This window comes from Streptomyces sp. GL_140, assembly GCF_057834465.1.
In genome coordinates this window covers 2963461-2981938 of the sequence record NZ_CM174404.1, presented here as the reverse complement: position 1 = coordinate 2981938, position 18478 = coordinate 2963461, and the positions used below count along the sequence as shown (strand labels likewise).

The following is an 18478-nucleotide window of genomic DNA, read 5'->3' as shown; positions in this document are numbered from 1 at the left end:
GCTGGATCAGTCACGATCCGCCCCGATCCGTCCCTCCCCCTTCGGCCGTCGGCCGTCCCTCCCCTTCACCGTGAATACGCCCCGCCGGCCGCCGTGGTTCCGCGCGGACGCGCGTTCATCCGAAATGGGCACGCAGCTTTCCGTAGGCCTCAGGGCCGGACCCGAGGGCGTCCAGCCCCAGCAGGCCGGCGCCGAGCACCGGCGGGGCCGTCACCACCGAAACCCGGGCGTACGGGGCCCGTTCGGCGAGCAGTGCCTCGATCCGCCCGTTCAGCTGCGGATGCCGGGCCGCCAGCACGCTGCCGCCCAGCAGTACGGGCGCCTCCTCGGCCAGCAGGCCGAGCCGCTCCAGCGCCACCGACGCCAGCGCGACCACCTCATCCGCCTGCCGTTCCACCAGTGCCGAGGCCACCGGATCGCCGGCCGCGGCGGTGGCGAACAGCACCGGCACCAGCTCGTGGACGCGGCCGGGCGCGATCGTGCCCAGGTGTACGGCCTCGATCAACTCGTACATGGAGCCCAGCCCGAAGTGCTCGGGCAGCGCCGCCGCCAGTGCGGTCGGCCCGCCGCGGCCGTCCTCGGCCCGCGCCGCCCACCACATGGCCTCGGCGGCCAGTCCGCCGCCGCCGCCCCAGTCGCCGGAGATCTGCCCGAGCGCGGGGAACCGGGCGGTGCGTCCGTCGGGCAGCATGCCCACGCAGTTGATGCCGGCCCCGCACACCACCGCGACCCCGCGCGGCCCCTCGGCCGCGGCCAGTCCCGCCCGCAGGATGGCGAAGGTGTCGTTGCGGACCTCGGTGGCCGCGCCCCAGCCGCGCGCCGCGATGGCCTGCGCGAGCAGGCGTTCCTCCACGGGGAGGTCCGCGTTGGCCAGGCAGGCCGAGACCTGGAGGGCGTACGGGTTCCCGGGCGCGAGCCGGGCCAGTCCGGCGGCCTCGGCCGCCTCCGCGACGGCCCGCCCGAGGGCGTCCACCGCCGCTTCCACCCCGACGCGCGGGGGCTGGAAGCCCCCCGCGCGCCCGGTTCCGAGCACCGTGCCGTCCGCGGCGATCAGCGCCACGTCCGTCTTGCTGTTGCCCGCGTCCACGGCGAGGACCGCCGCGCCGGCGGGCTGGGGGGCGGGTCGGCTCACGCCCATGCCAGGTGCTCCTTGTTGTGCGCGAGGAGCCGGTCGGTCAGCCCTTCGGCGAGGTCGTACTGGCCGACCAGCGGGTGCGCCAGCAGCGCCTTGAAGACCCGCTCGCGGCCGCCGCGCAGCGCAGCGTCGAGCGCGAGGTCCTCGTACGCCGTCACGTTGGCGATCAGCCCGGCGTACAGGGGATCGAGCCGGGGCACGGCCAGCGGCGTCGGTCCGGAGCGGTCCACCCGGGCCTGGACCTCGATGACCGCGTCGTCCGGGAGGAAGGGCAGGGTGCCGTTGTTGAGGGTGTTGACCACTTGCAGGGCGCTGCCGCCGTCGCCGAGCAGGGCCGCGGCCAGGTCCACGGCGGCCTCCGAGTAGAAGGCGCCGCCGCGCTTGGCGAGCAGTTCCGGCTTCTCGTCGAGCGCGGGATCCCCGTAGAGGCCGAGCAGTTCCTTCTCCATCGCGGCGACCTCGGCGGCGCGGGAGGGCTTGGTGGCGAGCTCGCGGACGACCTCGTCGTGCGCGTAGAAGTAGCGCAGGTAGTACGAGGGGACCACGCCGAGCCGGTCCAGGACCGCGTGCGGCAGGCGCAGGTCCCCGGCGATGGCCTCGCCGTGCGCGGCCAGCAGCTGCGGCAGCAGGTTCTCGCCCTCGGGGCCGCCCTTGCGCACCCCCAGCTCCCAGGTGAGGTGGTTGAGGCCCACGTGGTCGAGGTGGATGTCGGCGGGGGTCAGGTCCAGCATCGCGGCGAACCTGCGCTGGAAGCCGATGGCCACGTTGCACAGCCCGACGGCCTTGTGCCCGGCCTGCAGCAGGGCGCGGGTGACGATCCCGACCGGGTTGGTGAAGTCGATGATCCAGGCGTCCGGGTTGGAGCGCCGGACCCGCTCGGCGATGTCGAGGACCACCGGGACGGTGCGCAGCGCCTTGGCGAGGCCGCCCGCGCCGGTGGTCTCCTGGCCGACGCAGCCGCATTCCAGCGGCCAGGTCTCGTCCTGGAGGCGGGCGGCCTGCCCGCCGATGCGCAGCTGGAGCAGGACCGCGTCGGCGCCGGCCACGCCCGCGTCGAGGTCGGAGGTGGTGGTGATCAGGCCGGGGTGCCCCTGCTTGGCGAAGATCCGCCGGGCCAGGCCGCCGATCAGCTCCAGCCGTTCGGCGGCCGGGTCGATCAGCACCAGCTCGCTGATGGGCAGGGTGTCGCGCAGCCGCGCGAATCCGTCGATCAGCTCGGGGGTGTAGGTGGAACCGCCGCCCACCACTGCGAGTTTCATGATGACTAGCCTTTCACTCCGGTCAGGGTGACGCCTTCGACGAACGCCTTCTGGGCGAAGAAGAAGAGGACGATCACCGGGGCCATGACCAGCACGGTCGCGGCCATGGTCAGATTCCAGTTGGTGTGGTGGGCGCCCTTGAAGGACTCCAGTCCGTAACTGAGGGTCCAGGCCGCCGGGTTGTCGGAGGCGTAGATCTGCGGGCCGAAGTAGTCGTTCCAGGCGCAGAAGAACTGGAACAGCGCGATGGCCGCGATGCCGGGCTTGGCCATCGGCAGGACCACTCGCAGCAGGGTGCGCACCTCGCCGCAGCCGTCGACCTTGGCGGCGTCCAGGTACTCGTCGGGGATGGTCAGCAGGAACTGGCGCAGCAGGAAGATGGAGAAGGCGTCGCCGAAGGCCATCGGGATGATCAGCGGCCACAGGGTGCCGGACAGGTCCAGCTGCTTGGCCCAGAAGAGGTACATCGGGATGACGACCACCTGGGGCGGCAGCATCATCATGGCGATCACGAGCAGCAGCGACAGCCGCCGGCCGCGGAAGCGGAACTTGGCGAGCGCGTAGGCGACGGGCACCGATGAGACCACGGTGAGCAGGGTGCCGAGGCCCGCGTAGAGCAGGGTGTTGCGCCACCAGGTCAGGAACCCGGGGGTGTTCCACACCTTGGCGTAGTTGCCCCACTCCCAGGTGTGCGGCCAGAGGTTGCGGGTCAGGGCCTGTTGGTCGCTCATGAGCGAGGTCAGGAAGAGGAAGACGAACGGCATGATGAAGAAGAGCGCCGCCGCGACTCCGAGGCTGTGCACGGCGATCCAGTGGAGTGCGGCCTTGCGGCGCGCGGTCCGTACGGCCTGGGCGGAATCCGTGCTACCGGAACTCCGGGGCCGGGTCGTGCTGCGGTCGATCAGCTGAGTCATGGTCCTCAGTCACCTGCTTCGATCAGCCCGCCGCGGCGACGCATGAGCAGCGCGGTGAAGGCCATGGAGAGGGCGAACAGCACCAGGGCCACCACGCACGCGGCGCCGTAGTCGAAGCGCTGGAAGCCGACGTTGTAGATGACCTGGGGCAGGGTCAGCGTGGACTTGTCCGGGTATCCGGGCTCCATCTGCTGGCCCGAGCCGCCGATGTGGCCGGAGGCGACCTTCCCCGCCACCAGGGGCTGTGTGTAGAACTGCATGGCCTGGATCACTCCCGTGACCACCGCGAACAGGATGATCGGGGAGATGTTCGGCAGGGTGATGTGGCGGAAGCGCTGGAGTGCTCCGGCCCCGTCCAGCTCGGAGGCCTCGTACTGCTCCTTCGGTACGTCGAGGAGCGCGGCCATGAAGATGACCATGAGGTCGCCCACCCCCCACACCGCGAGCGCGGTCAGGGCCGGCTTGGACCAGTCGGGGTCGGTGAACCAGCCGGGCGCGGAGATCCCGACCGAGTCGAGCAGGATGTTGACGGGGCCGGTGCCGGGGTTGAGCAGGAAGACGAAGCCCAGCGTCGCGGCGACCGGCGGGGCCAGGTAGGGCAGGTAGAAGAGGGTGCGGAAGAGGCCCGCGCCGAGCTTGATCTTGGTGATGAGCAGGCCGACGCCGAGCCCGAAGGCCACCCGGCAGGTGACCATCACCAGGACCAGCCACAGGGTGTTGCGCATGGCCGGCCAGAACAGCGGATAGTCGGTGAACACGTACGACCAGTTGTCCAGCCCGTTGAAGACCGGCGGGCGGAAGCCGTCGTACTTGGTGAAGGAGAAGTAGACCGTGGAGAGCAGTGGGTAGGCGAAGAAGACGCTGAACCCGATGAGCCAGGGCGACATGAAGGCCGCCGTGCGCAGCGCCGACCTGCGGCGTTTCGCGCGGAGTTCGGGGGAGACGGCGGGGGTGGGGGTGGGGGCGGTGTCCGTCGCGTTCATGGGGCTACTTCGCCTTCGCGATGTCCGTGTCGATCTGCTGGTCGGTCTTGGCGAGACCGGCCGCGATGTCCGCGACGTCACCCTTCTCGACCGAGTACGCGAAGTCGGCGAAGGTCAGCTGGTAGGTGCCGCCGTCGGCCTGCGCCGGGGTGGTGGTCGACTTCGGGTGTTTGGCGATGTCGATGAAGGTCTTGAACTCCGGGGTCACCTGGAGCTTGGGGGAGTCCAGCGCGGCCAGCGTGGAGGGCACGTTGTGGATGGCGTTGGCGAAGTCCACGACCGCGTCGGTGTCGGTGGTCATGTACTTGGTCAGTTCCCAGGCCGCGTTCTGCTTCTTGCTCGCCGAGGAGATGCCCATGATCGTGCCGGCGAGGTAGCCCTTGCCGTAGTCGGCGAGCTGGTCGTCGGGGACGGGCATCGGGGCGGTGGCGATCTCGAACTTGACGCCGGCCTCCTTGGCCATGGCCGCCCGCCACTCCCCGTCGATCTGCATGGCGACCAGGCCGAGGTGGAAGGGGTGCTCCGCGCTCCACTCGTCGCCGAAGGTGGTGCGGAACTTCTCCAGCTTCTCGTAGCCGCCGAGCTTGGTGACCAGGTCCTTCTGCGCGTTCAGCATCTTCGCGAAGCCGGGGTCCTTGGCCAGGTTCGACTTGCCCTGGGCGTCGAAGTAGGACGGGCTCCACTGGGCGGCCATGCGCTGGGGGGCGGTCTCGTAGCCGTGGAAGGTGGGCATGATGCCGAGCTGCTCGTACGAATCGCCCTTGGACACCGTCAGCTTCTGCGCGTCCGCCTCGAACTCGCTCCAGGTCTTGGGCGGTCCGCTGATGCCGGCGGCGTCGAAGGCGGTCTTGTTGTAGACGAGGCCGTACGCGTCGTTGAGCAGCGGAAGCGTGCACTGGTTGCCGTTGAACTGGGTGTACTGCAGGAGGGTCTTGGGGAAGACCTTCTCCTTGTCGACCCCGGACTTCTTCAGGAAGGGGTTCAGGTCGGCGAAGGCGCCGGAGTTGCAGAACTTGCCGACGCTGTCGGTGGTGAAGGAGGAGACCACGTCGGGGGCCTTGTCGCCGCCCGCGCGCAGCGCCTGGTTGATCTTGTCGTCCGTCATGTTGCCCGTGACGTTCACCTTGATGTTCGGGTGCGTCTTCTCGAACCGGGCGATGTTGTCCTCGATGGCCTTGATCTCGCTCGGGGCGGACCAGCCGTGCCAGAAGTTGAGGGTGACTTCCTTGTTCGGGTCGTCGTCGGAGGCGGTGTTGGCGGTGGAACCCGTACACGCGGTGGCGAGTACGGATATCGCGGCGACGGCGACGGCTGCGGCGGTCAGGCGGCGGGTTCTGGGCATGACGGAGTCACTCTCTGCGCGGGGGGACTTCCTGAAGGGGTGTTGCGGGTGGGGTGTACGGGGCCTGCGGGGACTGCCGGCCTACGGGACTGCGTGCGGGGCGGGAGCTGCGGGGGCGGGACGGTGGTGCGGGGGTGGCACGGGAGGTGCCGGTGGTGCGGTTCAGCGGCGCGAGGTGTCGAAGACCTCGTCGCGGGTGGCGGCCAGGGCGCTCTCCAGCGCCCCGCGCAGTACGGGCCGTTCCCGTACCTCGCCGGTCACCAGCAGGGGCCGGGACGGGGCGAGATCGGCGAGCTCGGCTTCGATGAGCTCCCGCAGCGGCTCCCCGCCCGCGATGGTCAGCGCACCGGAGAGGACCACGATCTCCGGGTCCAGCACGGCGACCAGCGAGGCGAGTCCGGTGGCGAGCGCGGTGGCGTACTCCCGCAGCAGCCGCAGGTGGGCCCCCTCGGGAGCGGCGGCCGCCTGGGCCAGCAGCGCGGCGGCCGCGGCGACCATCGCCCCGGACTCGGCGCCGTGCACGGCGCCGTGCACCGACCCGGACGGGGCCGCCGGGGCCTCGACGCCGAGGCGGGCCGCCATCGAGGGCAGTACCTGCGCTCCGGCCAGTTCCTGGTAGCCGCCGGAGTTGACCCGGGTGACCTGGCGGACCAGCGGATGGCCGGGGACCGGCAGGAAGCCGACCTCGCCGGCGCCGCCGGTCCAGCCGCGGTGCAGCCGGCCGCCGAGCACCAGGGCGGCGCCCAGGCCCTCCTCGTTCCACAGCAGGACGAAGTCCTCGTGTCCGCGGGCGGCGCCCAGGCGCTGCTCGGCGACGGCGACGAGGTTCACGTCGTTCTCGTACTCGACCGGCATCGGCAGGGCCGCCGCCAGCTCGTCGAGGAGCGTGGGGGACTGCCAGCCCGCCAGGTGGTCGGCGTAGCGCAGCACCCCGGTGCGGGGGTCGAAGGAGCCGGGGGTCGCGATGACGACCCGGTGGACGTCCCCCAAGTGCAGCCCGGCGTCCTTGACGGCCTCGCCGAGGGCGCGGCCGACCTGCTCGACCGGGCCGGTGCCCGGCACGTACGGGAGCTCGTGGCTGCCGATCACCTCGCCGGTCAGATCGGCGACGGAGGCGAGGATCCGGCCCGGGGTGACGTCGAGTCCGGCGACGTGCGCGGCCCGCGCGTTGATCGCGTAGAGCTGGGCGTTGGGGCCGGGGCGCCCGGTGGCGGTGCCGGTGGCGACGACCAGCCCGGCGGCTTCCAGGCGGGCCAGCAGCTGGGAGGCGGTGGGCTTGGAGAGGCCGGTGAGGTGCCCGATCCGGGTCCGGGACAGGGGACCGTGCGTCAGCAGGAGCTCGAGCGCGGCCCGGTCGTTCAGGGCGCGCAACAGGCTGGGCGTACCAGGGGTGACTGCTGGCATGGGGTGCGTTTCTCCCTCACCGAGGTGAACTGTTAGGTAAGTTTCCTATCAGCGTGTGAGTCGTGTCAATGGCACTGCCCATACCGTGCTCCCACCGTTGTCCGAGAGCGCCGTGAACACGCCGCTGCCCCCGCAGGCGGGACCTGCGGGGGCAGCGGCGTACGGGTGACGGGCGGGGAGGGGCTACTTGGTGATCCGGGGAACGGAACCCGGACCGCCTACGGCCGGCGGCGGGATCGCCGCGGTCGCCAGGGACTGCGGCGAAGCCGGGTTCGCCAGTGCCGACGGCGGAGCGACGGCGGCCGAGGGATCGGCCGGGGCCTCGTCCTCGGCGGGAGCCGCCAGGCCCCCGACGATCCCGATGCCCGCGGTGTCGAAGGCGTCCTTGATCCGCCAGCGCAGCTCGCGCTCCACGGCGAACTGCTGGCCCGGCATCGTCTTCGCCGACACCTTCACCGTCATCGAGGCCAGCAGCACCTCGTCCAGACCCAGCACCTCCACCGGGCCCCACAGCCGCTCGTCCCAGGGGGACTCCTTGGCCATGGACTCGGCGATGCCCTGGACCACCTCGCGGATCTGCGAGAGGCTCTCGGTCGGCTTGACCTGCACGGCCACGCCCGCCGTGGCCCAGCCCTGGCTGAGGTTGCCGATCCGCTTGATCTCACCGTTGCGGACGTACCAGATCTCGCCGTTGTCCCCGCGCAGCTTGGTGACGCGCAGCCCCACCTCGACGACCTCGCCCGAGGCCACCCCGGCGTCGATCTTGTCGCCGACGCCGTACTGGTCCTCAAGGATCATGAACACGCCGGAGAGGAAGTCGGTCACCAGGTTGCGGGCGCCGAAACCGATCGCGACACCGGCCACACCGGCGGACGCCAGCAGCGGGCCCAGGTTGATGTCGAGCGCGCCGAGCACCATCAGACCGGCCGTGCCGAGGATCAGGAACGAGGCCACCGAACGCAGGACCGACCCGATCGCCTCGGACCGCTGGCGGCGCCGCTCGGCATTGACCAGCAGCCCGCCCAGCGCGGTCCCCTCGACGGCCTCGGCGCCGCGGTTCATCCGGGTTATGAGCTTGGTCAGGGACTTGCGGACCACGGAACGCAGGGCGAAGGCGATGACCAGGATCAGGAGGATCCGCAGGCCGAGGTACAGCCATCCGGCCCAGTTCTCCTCGATGAAACTGGCGGCGTTGGTGACGCTCTCGTGGGTCTCTCTGATCGTTTGGGAAGCGTCCGGGGTGTCGGCTGCGAGAGGGAACAGGGCGGCAGGCCTGGGCACGGCGGGGACCTCCAGATATAGCGGTCTGCCCGGGATACGGGGTGGCGGGCAGACCAACCACCCTAACGGGGCACTCGGCCGAGCTTGTTGCCGTGTTCGAGGGAGAGACCAGACTCACGCGGGGATGAAGCGTTTGTGGTCGAAAACACCTCGGACCCGTTACGGGCGCGTGGTGGCGTTTCGACCAGCCATAAGGGGAGACTGGAAGGCAGATCGTCCCGGCGCGAGCCACGCGCCGCCGACGTACAAGGAGGCAGTCCGTGCCGCACGTCCTGGTCCTCAACGCGTCGTACGAGCCCCTCGGCGTCGTACCGCTCCGCCGCGCGCTCGTCCTCGTCCTGGAGAACAAAGCGATCTCCCTGGAGGAATCCGGCGCCTTTCTGCACAGCGCGACAAGAGCCCTCCCCGCTCCCAGCGTGGTCAGGCTCAAGCGCTTCGTGCGGGTCCCCTACCGGGGGCCCGTTCCGCTCACCCGGCGCGCACTCTTCGCCCGGGACGGCGGCCGCTGCATGTACTGCGGAGCCGTCGCCACCAGCGTCGACCACGTCGTCCCGCGCAGCCGGGGCGGCCAGCACGCGTGGGACAACGTCGTCGCCGCGTGCCGCCGCTGCAACCACGTCAAGGCCGACCGCCACCTGGTGGACCTGGGCTGGCGCCTGCGGCACCAGCCGGCCCCGCCGTCCGGACTGGCCTGGCGGATCATCGGCACGGGACACCGGGACCCCCAGTGGATGCCCTACCTCCAGCCGTACGGCGCGGAAGACGCCCTCGACAGGATCGGAGTCACGGCGGCGGCGTCCTGACAGGACCGCCCCGGCCGGGGCAGGCCGTCACCCCTGGGGAGCCGCCGCGAAGGCCTCCGCGGTGACCAGGCTGCAGCCGAAGCGGGTGGCCCGCGCGTCGCAGGTGACGCGCAGGAACCGCGCGGGCTCCACCGCCGTCAGGTGGACCGTGTCCACTCCGCCCGTGGAGGAGACCGACGCCGCCGGGGTCCAGGAGACCCCGTCCGCCGAGGTCTCCACCCGGAAGCGGGAGGGGTACGCCTCCTGCCAGCGCAGGCGCAGCAGGCCGATGCGGGCCGCCGCCGGGAGCTCGGCCTGCCACCAGGCTCCGTCCGTCGCGGGGGAGGACCAGCGGGTCGCCGGGGAGTCGTCCAGGGCGGCCGAGGCCGGGAAGTCCGGGGTCTCGTTCGCGGAGGACGTGGCCCGTGCGCCCCGCAGGAGGTTCGGGCCGGCCGTGCGCGGGTAGGCGCGGACCTTCAGCACGTGGGTCTCGGAGCCGGCCCCGGAGCCGAAGGTCACCGGCACCTCGTAGGTCCCCGGGGCGGTGCCGGCCGCCACCGCGACCTCCACCGGGACGACCGCCCGAGTGCCGCGCGGCGCCACCGCGACCTCCGGGAGCCGGACCTCGATCCCCGGCGGCGGGGCCGCCGACAGGGGGCCGCGGACCTCCCCGGGCCGCAGCGCGGACAGCTCCGCGGGGACCCGCGCCGCGGCCCCGCCGACCTCGGCGTCCACCGTGCCGGCCAGTTCGAAGCGGGCCTCGGGCCCGTCCGCCGTCCAGGGGACCACGCTGTGCACGGCCGGAGCCGGGCCCGACCAGGTGAGCCGGACCGCGTCGGCCCGCAGGCCGCCGACGTCCGCCTGCGTCCAGCCGGAAGCCGCCGCTTCCGCGACCTTGCGCCAGCCCTCGCCCGGTACGTGTGCCTCGATCGCCGCGCCCCGGCTCCCGGTCGGCAGCGGGTCGGTCATGACGGTCACCGTCGACACCGGCCGGGTGGCGGACAGCTGGACCGTCCAGGAGTCCGCGGCCTTGGAGACGTTCCCGGCGGGACGGGCCGCGCCGGTCCACGCGTCGGCCTCGGCCGCCGCCCTGGAGAGGAAGGGGTCCAGTACCGCCTTGTCCACCCGCACGTCGCCCGCCGCGGTGTCGGACAGCGCCTTGCGGGCGGCCGAGAGGGCCTGCGAGGACTGCCAGGCCGCCGCCCCGTCCCCGCGGGCCTGCGCCTGCAGGACGTCCAGGGCCAGTTCCCCGGCCGCCCCGTAGCGCGCGAGCCGGGACAGCCAGGGACCCGCCTCCCCGGCAAGGCCGGGCAGCCGGTCGGGTGCCTCGCGCAGCACGCGGAACGCGGCCCGCAGGCGTTCCCCCGCCGCCGGATCTCCGGCGGAGCGCGTCCGCCAGAACTCCTCCACCAGCGGCGCCAGATAGGCCGACTCCGGCTGGGCGAGCCCGGAGGAGGCGGTGTTCCCGGCCAGCGCGGACAGCGCCTCCCGGGCCCTGGGGTCCGGGCCGGCCAGGTCGGCCACGGCCGCCGCCCACGACGCGTCGGCCCGGTAGCCGCGGGGGTTCCACGCGAAGTCGGCCACCGTGAACAGGGGGACCCGGGACAGGGTGCCCTGGGGCATCGCGTTGGCCAGGACGGCCGCCGAACCGCCCGCCACCACCGGGTCCCGCCCCGCGTACGGGCCGAGGAAGATCCGGTCCGGATCCCAGTCGTTGACCGGGTAGTTGTCCATGGTGACCAGCGGATGCCCGAGTGCGGAGCGCGCCCCGGCCAGTTCGCGCCCGGTGATCGTGCGCGGCAGCACGCCGACGCCCGTCCAGGCGACCTCCACCCTGCCGTCCAGGGCCCCGGCCAGCGCGGTCCGGTAGGCCGTCGCGCCGTCCTGGTAGTACTCGGTCGGCAGCAGCGACAGCGCGGGCGCCCCGGGATACCGCGCGGCCAGGTGCGCCGCCAGTTCGCCCGCGACCTCCGCGTGCGCCTTCGCGGCCGCCGCCGGGCCCTTCCCGTAGCGCTCCCGGTCGGCCCGGCAGCCCCACTCCGTGTAGCTGACGTCCTGGAACTGCAGCTGGAACGCCCGGAATCCGAGGTCCCACATGGCGTCCACCTTGCGGGCGAGCGCCGCCCGGTCGGCCGCCCGCGACAGGCACATGGACTGTCCGGGCGCCACCGCCCACGCCAGTACGACCTTGTTGGCGCGGGCCCGTTCGGCCAGCGTCCGCAGCTCCGCCGCCTGCTCCGCCGGGTAGTCCCGGCGCCAGTCCGTGGTCCGGTAGGTGTCGTCGCCGGGCGCGAGCAGGAGCCGGTTCTGCTTGGTGCGGCCCATGAACTCGACCTGTTCGAGCCGCTGCGCGGCCGTCCACGGGGTCCCGTAGAACCCTTCGGTGATCCCGCGTACGGGCGCGGTCGGCCAGTCCCGCACGAGCACCCCGGGAACCTTTCCGGCGCCGGAGGCGATCAGCTGACGCAGCGTCTGGGCGGCGTGGAACAGTCCGTCGTCCCCCACGCCCGCCAGTGCGACCGTGTCCCGCCCGCCGGCCCGGCCCACCGCCAGCCGGTACCCGCCGGCCGGCAGGTCGCCGGCCCCGGCCGCGCCCAGCTCGGTCAACGCCCTTTCCGCATCCGGCCCTTGGATTTGCACGACGGGGATCCCCGCGGGCAGTGGCTGTCCGTCGGCCCGCTCGTGCAGGGTCCGCACCCCCGCCCCGCGCAGGGCCGCGCGGACCACCCGGACGGCGTACGGGTCCGCGTCGGCGGGCAGCACCAGTACGGCCTCGGCGCCCAGCGGCACCGCTCGGGCCGGATCCGCGGCCATGGACCGCGGGCGCGGCCACACCGCGGGCCCCTCGGCGGCGGCCCGCGCCGGATCGGAGCCGCTCTCCGGTACGGATACGGGAGCGGGCGCGGGGTCGAGGGCGGGTGCGGCTATAGAAACGGCCGAGGGATCGAGGGCTGGAGCGGGTGTCGAGGGCGCCGCGAAGGCGCCGGGCGGACCGACGACCACCGACCCGCCCAGCAGCGTCCCGATCACCGCGACGGCCGCGGCCGTCGCCCGCTTGCTGCCCCTGAGCTGCACGTAGCCTCCGCGTCCCGAGTCGCCCCCGCTCGTACGAATGAGCCCGAGCCCACCATCCGTACGGCCGGGGTGTCAACGCCCGAGGGCGATCTGACCTGGATACGCCAGGAATGCGGTGCGTCCGACTGGGTATGGCTGCGATGTTCTCCGGCGGTGTTCCATGGTTCTGACAGATCCTCACGCACAAAGGATTCCCAATGAAGTTGTCAAGCTCGCCCGGTGGCGCACTGTGAGCGTTTCATCCCAGCGTGACAGGGCTGGGCGGTGCGGTGATCTCGAAAGCTCGGCCGTCGCGTATGAGGGCCCACAGAACGTTCAATCGGCGCCGTGCGAGGGCGATGACAGCCTGCCTGTGGTTCTTGCCCTCGGCTCGTTTGCGCGTGTAGAACGCTTTCGAGGTGGGGCAGCATCGGGCGGCGACCTGGGCGGACATGTAGAAGACCCGCAGCAGGCGGCGGCAGTACCGCCGTGGCCTGCGCATATTGCCGGTGATCCGTCCGGAGTCCCTGGGGACGGGTGCCAGGCCGGAAACGCCGGCGAGACGGTCGGGACTGCCGAAGACGCTCATGTCGCCACCGGTGTGTGCGATGAACTCCGCAGCCAGGACCGGGCCGATGCCGGGCATGCTCAGGATGACTTCGGCGTGTGGGTGGTCGCGAAACCGGCCCTCGATCAGGGCATCGGTCTCAGCGATCTCCTCATCGAGGGCCATCACCTCCCTCGCGAGCTTGGCGACGACGACTGCGGCCAGCTTCTCCCCGGCGACAGCGGTGTGCTGGGCTTCGGCGGCCTCGATCGCGGTGTCCGCGACGAGTTTGTAGTTGCGGACCTTGCGGTTCTTCAGCCATTCGGCGAGACGGTTCTTTCCGATGCGTCGCAGGGCCGCGGGGGTCTGGTAGCCGGTCAGCAGCACGAGGGATGCCTTCGAGGTGCTGTAGTCGAAGGCCCGCTCCAGGGCGGGGAAGTACTCCAGCATCTGGGCCCGCATCCGGTTGATCGTCCTGGTGCGGTCGGCGGCCAGGTCCAGGCGTCGCGAGGTGAGGATCCGCAGGTCCACGGCGATGTCGTCGCCGCGGTGCATGGTCTGCAGGTCGCGGCGCATACGCGCCTGGTCCGCGATGACGAAGGCGTCCTTCGCGTCCGTCTTGCCGTCGCCGCGGTAGGACCCGGAGGCGTGGTGGACGGTGCGGCCGGGGATGTAGAGGACCCGCTGTCCGTTGTCGGTCAGCAGGGCGATCATCAATGCGGCACCGCCGGCATTGAGGTCGATCGCCCAGGTGACCGGCTCACCCTGGCTCAGCTCCAGTACGTCGGCGAGCAGTTTGAGCAGTGTGGTCTCGTCATTGGCGACCCGTCGCGACAGCTTCCGCTGGCCGTCGGTGTCGATCACCACGCAGTGATGCTCGGCTTTGCCCGCGTCTGTTCCGGCCCACAGTTCGGGCACGGTCACCTCCGAAGTCGTTCCAGTACCGGTCCCAGCAGACGACCTCGCCAGCGTGTCCTTACCAAGCGATCTTGTCGCGCGCATCCCAATGAGTGGTCGAGTCGTCGCGGGATGCCGGGCGGCCAATCCTTTGAAGCCACCACTGGGCTGGAGAACCACAGCCACACCCGACATCCCCGGGTCTTCCGATCCTACGAGTGACCGGAATCAACCCACCAACAACGTAAGGAGTGCCTGCCGTGAACACCGTCGAAGACCGGATAGCCCGCCCGCTCGCCCACCTGCCCGCGCAGGGCGGACCCTCCGAGGGGCTCGCCCTCGTCGAAGGCCCCCTCACCAGCGAGCCCCCGCTCGCCGATTCCGCGCACGCGCCGCTGACCAGCGAGCCCCCGCTCACCGACGAGGCCCCGCTGACCAGCGAGCCGACCACCGCCGCCGCGGCCGCCGCGGCGGGTGACTAGACAAGGATCCAGATGGACGACCTCGCCCGGCTCGCGGCCCTGTACGGCGTCGCCACCACCTACCAGCCCGCCGAGGACGTCACGGTCCGGGTCCCCGAGGCCACCATCGCCGCCGTGCTGCGGCAGTTGGGAGTGGACACCGACACCCCCGAGTCGCTGCGTGCCGGGGTGGCCGGGGCCGAACGCGAGGCGGCGCAAAGGCTGTTGCCGCAGGTGCTGGTGTGGTGGGCCGGGTCGAGGCCGCCGGTGGAGCTGGGCGCGCTGCCGCCCGGCACCCTCCTGAGGCTGGAGCCGGAGGAGGGGGCGGGGGAGTCGGGGGAGGCGGCTTCGCCGCAAGAGCCCGGGGGAGCGCTGCGGGAGCCGCCGCTCGGGGTGCACCGGCTCCGTGCCGAGGCCCCCGACGGCCGCACCGCGTCCGCCACCCTGATCGTGGCCCCCGACCGGGCCCCGGCCGCGCCCGAGCGCACCCACGGGCTCCTCGTCCAGCTGTACTCCCTGCTCTCCGAACGCTCCTGGGGCATGGGCGACCTCGGAGACCTGGCGGCGCTGGCGAGTTGGGCGGGCCGGGTCCACGGAGCCGGGTTCATCCAGGTCAACCCGCTGCACGCGGCCGTGCCCGGCACCCCGACCGACCCCTCTCCCTACCGCCCCTCCTCGCGCCGCTTCCCCGACCCGGTGCACCTGCGGATCGAGGACGTCCCGGAGTACGCCGACTGCCCGGACCGCGAGGCACTGGCCGAACTGGCCGCCCGGGGCGGGGAGCTGCGCCGCGAGGTGCTGGAGAAGGGCGCACTGATCGACCGGGACGCCGTGTGGGCCCTCAAGCGGGCCGCCCTGGAGCTGCTCTACACCGTCCCGCGCTCACCCGAACGGGAGGCGGATTACGGGAACTTCCGCGCCGAGCAGGGCGCGGAGCTCGACCTGCACGCCACCTGGTGCGCCGGGCACGCCGGCGACGACCCGAAGACCCGGACCGACTTCCACCGCTGGCTGGTCTGGCTGACGGACGCCCAGCTCGCCGCCGCCCAGCGGGCCGCCAAGGACGCCGGGATGGCGGTCGGCATCATCCACGACCTGGCCGTCGGGGTGCATCCGCAGGGCTCCGACACCTTCGGCCTGCCCTTCTACGCCAAGGACTGCTCCGTGGGCGCCCCGCCGGACGCCTTCAACGCGCGCGGCCAGGACTGGGGGCTGCCGCCCTGGCGCCCCGACCGGCTGGCCGCCACCGGGTACGCGCCCTTCCGGGCCCTGCTGCGCGGGGTGTTCCGGTACGCCGGCGCCCTGCGCATCGACCACGTCATGGGGCTCTTCCGGCTCTGGTGGATCCCCGAGGGGACCCCGCCCGCCGAGGGCGCGTACGTCGGCTACGACGGGGAGGCGATGCTGGCCCTGCTGGTCCTGGAGGCCCACCGGGCCGGGGCCCTGGTCATCGGCGAGGACCTCGGCACCGTGCAGCCGGGGGTCCGTCAGGCGCTGGCCCGGCGCGGGGTGCTGGGCACCTCGGTGCTCTGGTTCGAGCGGGACTGGGGCGGCGACGGGGAACCGCTGGAGCCGGCGCGCTGGCGGTCCGACTGCCTGGCCACCGCCACCACCCACGACCTGCCGCCCACGGCCGCCAAACTCGCCGGATCCCACGTGGAACTGCGCGACCGGCTGGGCCTGCTGACCCGCCCCCTGGAGCGGGAGCGCGCCGAGGACGCCGCCGACACCGCGCGCTGGCTGGACGTACTGGAGGGGCTCGGCCTGGACACCAAGGGCGAGGAGGCCGCCGTACGGGCCCTGTACGCGTTCCTGCTGCGCACCCCGGCCCGGCTGGTGGGGGTCTGGCTCCCCGACGCGGTGGGGGACCGGCGGCCGCAGAACCTGCCCGGCACCTGGGACCAGTACCCCAATTGGCGGCTGCCGGTCGCCGACGCGGAGGGCCGGCCGCTGACCCTGGAGGCGCTGGCCGCCTCGCCGCGCGCGAACGCCCTGCTGAGCGCGGTGCGGGGCGGGGCGCAGCCCCGTACGGCACCCCCGGGCGCGCGCGTCGTTTAGGTGTTCGCTACGTTTGCACCGTGGACAAGAAGAACGCTCTGCGCGCCGGCGCCGTCACGGCCGGAACGACGCTGATGATGCTGCTGATGACGTCTCCCGCCCTCGCGCTCACCCGCGACGACGGTGACGACCCGGGGCCGGGCCTGAGCATTGCCGACACGCTCGGCCTGTACGTGGCCGCGCCGATCGTGCTGTTCCTGGTCATCGCCGGTCTGGTGATCGTCGGCGACAAGTCGCGCAAGGACCAGAAGGAGAGCTGACCCCGACGGGGTCTTCGCTCCACTCGACACTTCCGGGGCGCCGGAGGTCCGCACGGACCTCCGGCGCTCAGTCGTACCCGGTCCCGGTTACGGGGCCCCTGCCAGCAGCTTGCGCAGCAGCCCGGTGAGCGCCGCGACCTCCGTGTCGTCGAGCCCCGTGAGCGCGGCGCGCTGCACCTCCAGGCCCGCCGTGACCGCCTCGTCGATGAGCGCGAGACCTCGGTCGGTGATCGTCACCTGGAGCCCCCGCCGGTCGTGCGGATCGGGGTTGCGGCAGAGCAGCCCGGCCTTCTCCAGCTTGTCCAGCCGTCCCGTCATTCCGCCCGTGGTGAGCATGAGGGTGGCTGAGAGCTGCCTCGGCGAGAGCGTGTACGGGGCTCCGCTCCGGCGCAGGGTGGCCACCACGTCGAACTCGCCGCGCGAGATCCCGTAGCGGTTGTAGGTCCGTTCCATGGCGTCGCCCATGGCCTTGGCGATCCGGTAGATCCGGCCGAACACGGCCATGGGGGCGGTGTCCAGGTCGGGTCGTACCGCGAACCACTGGGCGGCGATCGCGTCGACGGCGTCGGAGCCGTCGGCCGCGGGGGTGTGCTCGGTCATGGGCGCAGTATCCGGCTTCCACTCGGTTGTCTGCAAGAAAGTTACTTGACGATAAGTAGCTTAGCGGTAAGCTACTTACAAGCGACCTACTCGGGGGAGAAGAACATGGCGGTCAAGAGCAAGCAGGAGAGGGTGACGGGGGAGCGGTCCCTGCTCACCGGAGTGGGGATCAGCGCCATCGGCATCGGCATGTACGTGCCGTTCTCGCTGGTCTTCTTCCACCAGGTCACCGGCCTGTCCTTCACGCTCGTCGGCGTGGTGCTGACCGTGACCGGCCTGGCAGGCCTCGGCTTCATGCCCTGGCGGGCTCGGCCGTCGACCGCTTCGGAGCCCACCGGGTCAACCTGGCCCTCTACGCGATCCGGGCCCTCGGCTTCGCCCTCTACCCGCTCGCCGGCTCACTGCCAGCCTTCGCCGCCGTCGCCCTGGTCACCGCCCTGGCCGACCGCTCCTTCGCCATCGTCCAGCAGTCCCTGATCGGGGAAGTCGCCCGTGGCGCCGCCCGAGACCGGCTCCAGGCCTCCATCCGGGCCCTGCAGAACGCCGGCATGGGCGCGGGCGGCCTGCTCGTCTCCGGGGTCCTGGCCGTATGGGGGACGCAGGGGTTCGCCTACACCGCCTACGGGAACTCCCTGGCCTTCGCCCTCGCCGGACTGCTCGTCGCCCGGGTCCGGCCGGTGCGCGACCCCGTCAACCCGTCCGCCCCGTCCGCCCCCTCCGCCGAGCGCCCGCCCGCCGGCTACCGCATGGTGCTGCGCGACCGCCCCTTCCTCGCCCTGACCGGCGCCAACTTCCTGACGGCGCTGGGCTACGCGGCCCTGTCGGTGCTCTTCCCGCTCTACATCTCCACCTGGCTGCACGGCCCCGCCTCCCTCACCGGCGCGGCGTTCACCGTCAACACCGTCCTGTGCGCCGGGATCGGCGTCCTGGTCGCCGGCCGGGTCCGCCGCTCCGGAGCCCGCCGCACCCGCTCGGCCGCGCTGGGCTCCCTGCTCTTCGCCGCCGCCTTCGTCGCCCAGATCGTCCTGGGCACCCTGCGCCCGGGGCAGACCGCGACCCTGGTCGCCCTGCTCGCCGTCGTGGTCGTCTACACCCTCGGCGAACTGGTCCACAGCCCCTCCGGCGGCGCCCTGTCGGTCTCCGCCGCCCCCGAAGCCGTCCGCGGCCGCTACCTCGCCACCTACCAGCTGTCCTACTCGCTGGCCACCGCGCTGGCCCCCTCCCTCTTCACCGCCCTGATCGCCCTCGACGGCCGCCTGCCCTGGGCCGTCCTCGCGGTGGCCGCCGTCGGCGCCGCCCTGGCGCTGGTCCGGCTGGAGCGGCACCTGCCGGCCGAGGCCGTGCACGCGGAGCCGCCGGCCGTGATCGCGGCCCCGAAGGCCGAGGCCGCCGGTCCGGCCGCCGGTTCCGTCGCGCAGCCCGAGCCCGCCGCCGTCTGAGCCCGCTGCTCCCCGAGCCCGCCGCCCTCCCGGTCCCCGCGCCACCCCACCCCACCCCGCCC

Annotated in this window: 17 protein-coding genes; 6 read left to right on the top strand and 11 right to left on the bottom strand. The window is 72.6% G+C overall.

What is annotated here, in order from left to right; translation table 11 throughout:
• Positions 1-115: 115 nt before the first annotated feature.
• The 7 genes from AC3IYJ_RS13920 to AC3IYJ_RS13890 all read right to left on the bottom strand — a co-directional run bounded on the left by AC3IYJ_RS13920 (position 116) and on the right by AC3IYJ_RS13890 (position 8318).
• The gene (locus AC3IYJ_RS13920) at positions 116-1138 is read right to left on the bottom strand and encodes an N-acetylglucosamine kinase (RefSeq protein WP_489401612.1); all 1023 of its coding nucleotides are present in this window, start codon (positions 1136-1138) and stop codon (positions 116-118) included.
• The gene (locus AC3IYJ_RS13915; protein ID WP_489401611.1) at positions 1129-2394 is read right to left on the bottom strand and encodes a 6-phospho-beta-glucosidase; all 1266 of its coding nucleotides are present in this window, start codon (positions 2392-2394) and stop codon (positions 1129-1131) included. Before AC3IYJ_RS13915 ends, AC3IYJ_RS13920 begins: the two co-directional genes overlap by 10 nt.
• A gap of 5 nt (positions 2395-2399) precedes the next feature.
• The gene (locus AC3IYJ_RS13910) at positions 2400-3308 is read right to left on the bottom strand and encodes a carbohydrate ABC transporter permease (RefSeq protein WP_489401610.1); all 909 of its coding nucleotides are present in this window, start codon (positions 3306-3308) and stop codon (positions 2400-2402) included.
• 5 nt (positions 3309-3313) lie between these two features.
• Positions 3314-4291 carry a carbohydrate ABC transporter permease gene (locus AC3IYJ_RS13905; protein WP_489401609.1) on the bottom strand — a complete coding sequence of 326 codons (978 nt, stop codon included), beginning with the start codon at positions 4289-4291 and terminating at the stop codon, positions 3314-3316.
• Positions 4292-4295: 4 nt separating this feature from the next.
• A complete protein-coding gene (locus AC3IYJ_RS13900; RefSeq protein ID WP_489401608.1) occupies positions 4296-5633 on the bottom strand; it encodes an ABC transporter substrate-binding protein in 1338 nt (445 codons plus the stop codon).
• 162 nt (positions 5634-5795) lie between these two features.
• Positions 5796-7037 carry an ROK family transcriptional regulator gene (locus AC3IYJ_RS13895; protein WP_489401607.1) on the bottom strand — a complete coding sequence of 414 codons (1242 nt, stop codon included), beginning with the start codon at positions 7035-7037 and terminating at the stop codon, positions 5796-5798.
• Positions 7038-7220: 183 nt separating this feature from the next.
• Positions 7221-8318, bottom strand: a complete 1098-nt coding sequence (locus tag AC3IYJ_RS13890) for a mechanosensitive ion channel family protein (RefSeq protein ID WP_489401606.1) — start codon at positions 8316-8318, stop codon at positions 7221-7223.
• Positions 8319-8578: 260 nt separating this feature from the next.
• Here AC3IYJ_RS13890 and AC3IYJ_RS13885 point away from each other — a divergent pair, with 260 nt between their 5' ends.
• Positions 8579-9121, top strand: a complete 543-nt coding sequence (locus tag AC3IYJ_RS13885) for an HNH endonuclease (protein ID WP_489401605.1) — start codon at positions 8579-8581, stop codon at positions 9119-9121.
• A gap of 27 nt (positions 9122-9148) precedes the next feature.
• On the opposite strand, the gene AC3IYJ_RS13880 is transcribed toward AC3IYJ_RS13885, so the two are convergent.
• On the bottom strand, positions 9149-11914 hold the full coding sequence (locus AC3IYJ_RS13880; RefSeq protein WP_489401604.1) for a beta-N-acetylglucosaminidase domain-containing protein: 2766 nt from the start codon (positions 11912-11914) through the stop codon (positions 9149-9151).
• Between AC3IYJ_RS13880 and AC3IYJ_RS13875 the strand changes: the two genes are divergently transcribed.
• Positions 11913-12179, top strand: coding sequence for a hypothetical protein (locus tag AC3IYJ_RS13875; RefSeq protein ID WP_489401603.1), 267 nt, complete (start codon positions 11913-11915; stop codon positions 12177-12179). The genes AC3IYJ_RS13880 and AC3IYJ_RS13875 overlap by 2 nt on opposite strands.
• Positions 12180-12413: 234 nt before the next feature.
• On the opposite strand, the gene AC3IYJ_RS13870 is transcribed toward AC3IYJ_RS13875, so the two are convergent.
• Positions 12414-13619, bottom strand: coding sequence for an IS110 family RNA-guided transposase (locus tag AC3IYJ_RS13870; protein ID WP_489399227.1), 1206 nt, complete (start codon positions 13617-13619; stop codon positions 12414-12416).
• 281 nt (positions 13620-13900) lie between these two features.
• Between AC3IYJ_RS13870 and AC3IYJ_RS13865 the strand changes: the two genes are divergently transcribed.
• From AC3IYJ_RS13865 to AC3IYJ_RS13855, 3 genes are read left to right on the top strand one after another with little or no spacing between them, the layout of a single operon-like run.
• Positions 13901-14080, top strand: a complete 180-nt coding sequence (locus AC3IYJ_RS13865) for a hypothetical protein (protein WP_489402804.1) — start codon at positions 13901-13903, stop codon at positions 14078-14080.
• Between the two features lie 12 nt (positions 14081-14092).
• Complete coding sequence (locus AC3IYJ_RS13860) at positions 14093-16117, top strand: 4-alpha-glucanotransferase (RefSeq protein ID WP_489401602.1); 2025 nt, start codon at positions 14093-14095, stop codon at positions 16115-16117.
• Positions 16118-16137: 20 nt separating this feature from the next.
• Positions 16138-16377, top strand: a complete 240-nt coding sequence (locus AC3IYJ_RS13855; RefSeq protein ID WP_489401601.1) for a hypothetical protein — start codon at positions 16138-16140, stop codon at positions 16375-16377.
• An 87-nt stretch (positions 16378-16464) separates the two neighbouring features.
• Here AC3IYJ_RS13855 and AC3IYJ_RS13850 read toward each other — a convergent pair whose 3' ends face one another.
• Both AC3IYJ_RS13850 and AC3IYJ_RS13845 read right to left on the bottom strand, forming a co-directional pair.
• Entirely contained in the window at positions 16465-16977 is a 513-nt protein-coding gene (locus tag AC3IYJ_RS13850) for a MarR family winged helix-turn-helix transcriptional regulator (RefSeq protein ID WP_489401600.1), read from the bottom strand.
• Between the two features lie 86 nt (positions 16978-17063).
• Positions 17064-17312, bottom strand: coding sequence for a hypothetical protein (locus AC3IYJ_RS13845; protein WP_489401599.1), 249 nt, complete (start codon positions 17310-17312; stop codon positions 17064-17066).
• Between AC3IYJ_RS13845 and AC3IYJ_RS13840 the strand changes: the two genes are divergently transcribed.
• Complete coding sequence (locus AC3IYJ_RS13840; protein WP_489402803.1) at positions 17277-18416, top strand: MFS transporter; 1140 nt, start codon at positions 17277-17279, stop codon at positions 18414-18416. The genes AC3IYJ_RS13845 and AC3IYJ_RS13840 overlap by 36 nt on opposite strands.
• Positions 18417-18478 lie beyond the last annotated feature (62 nt).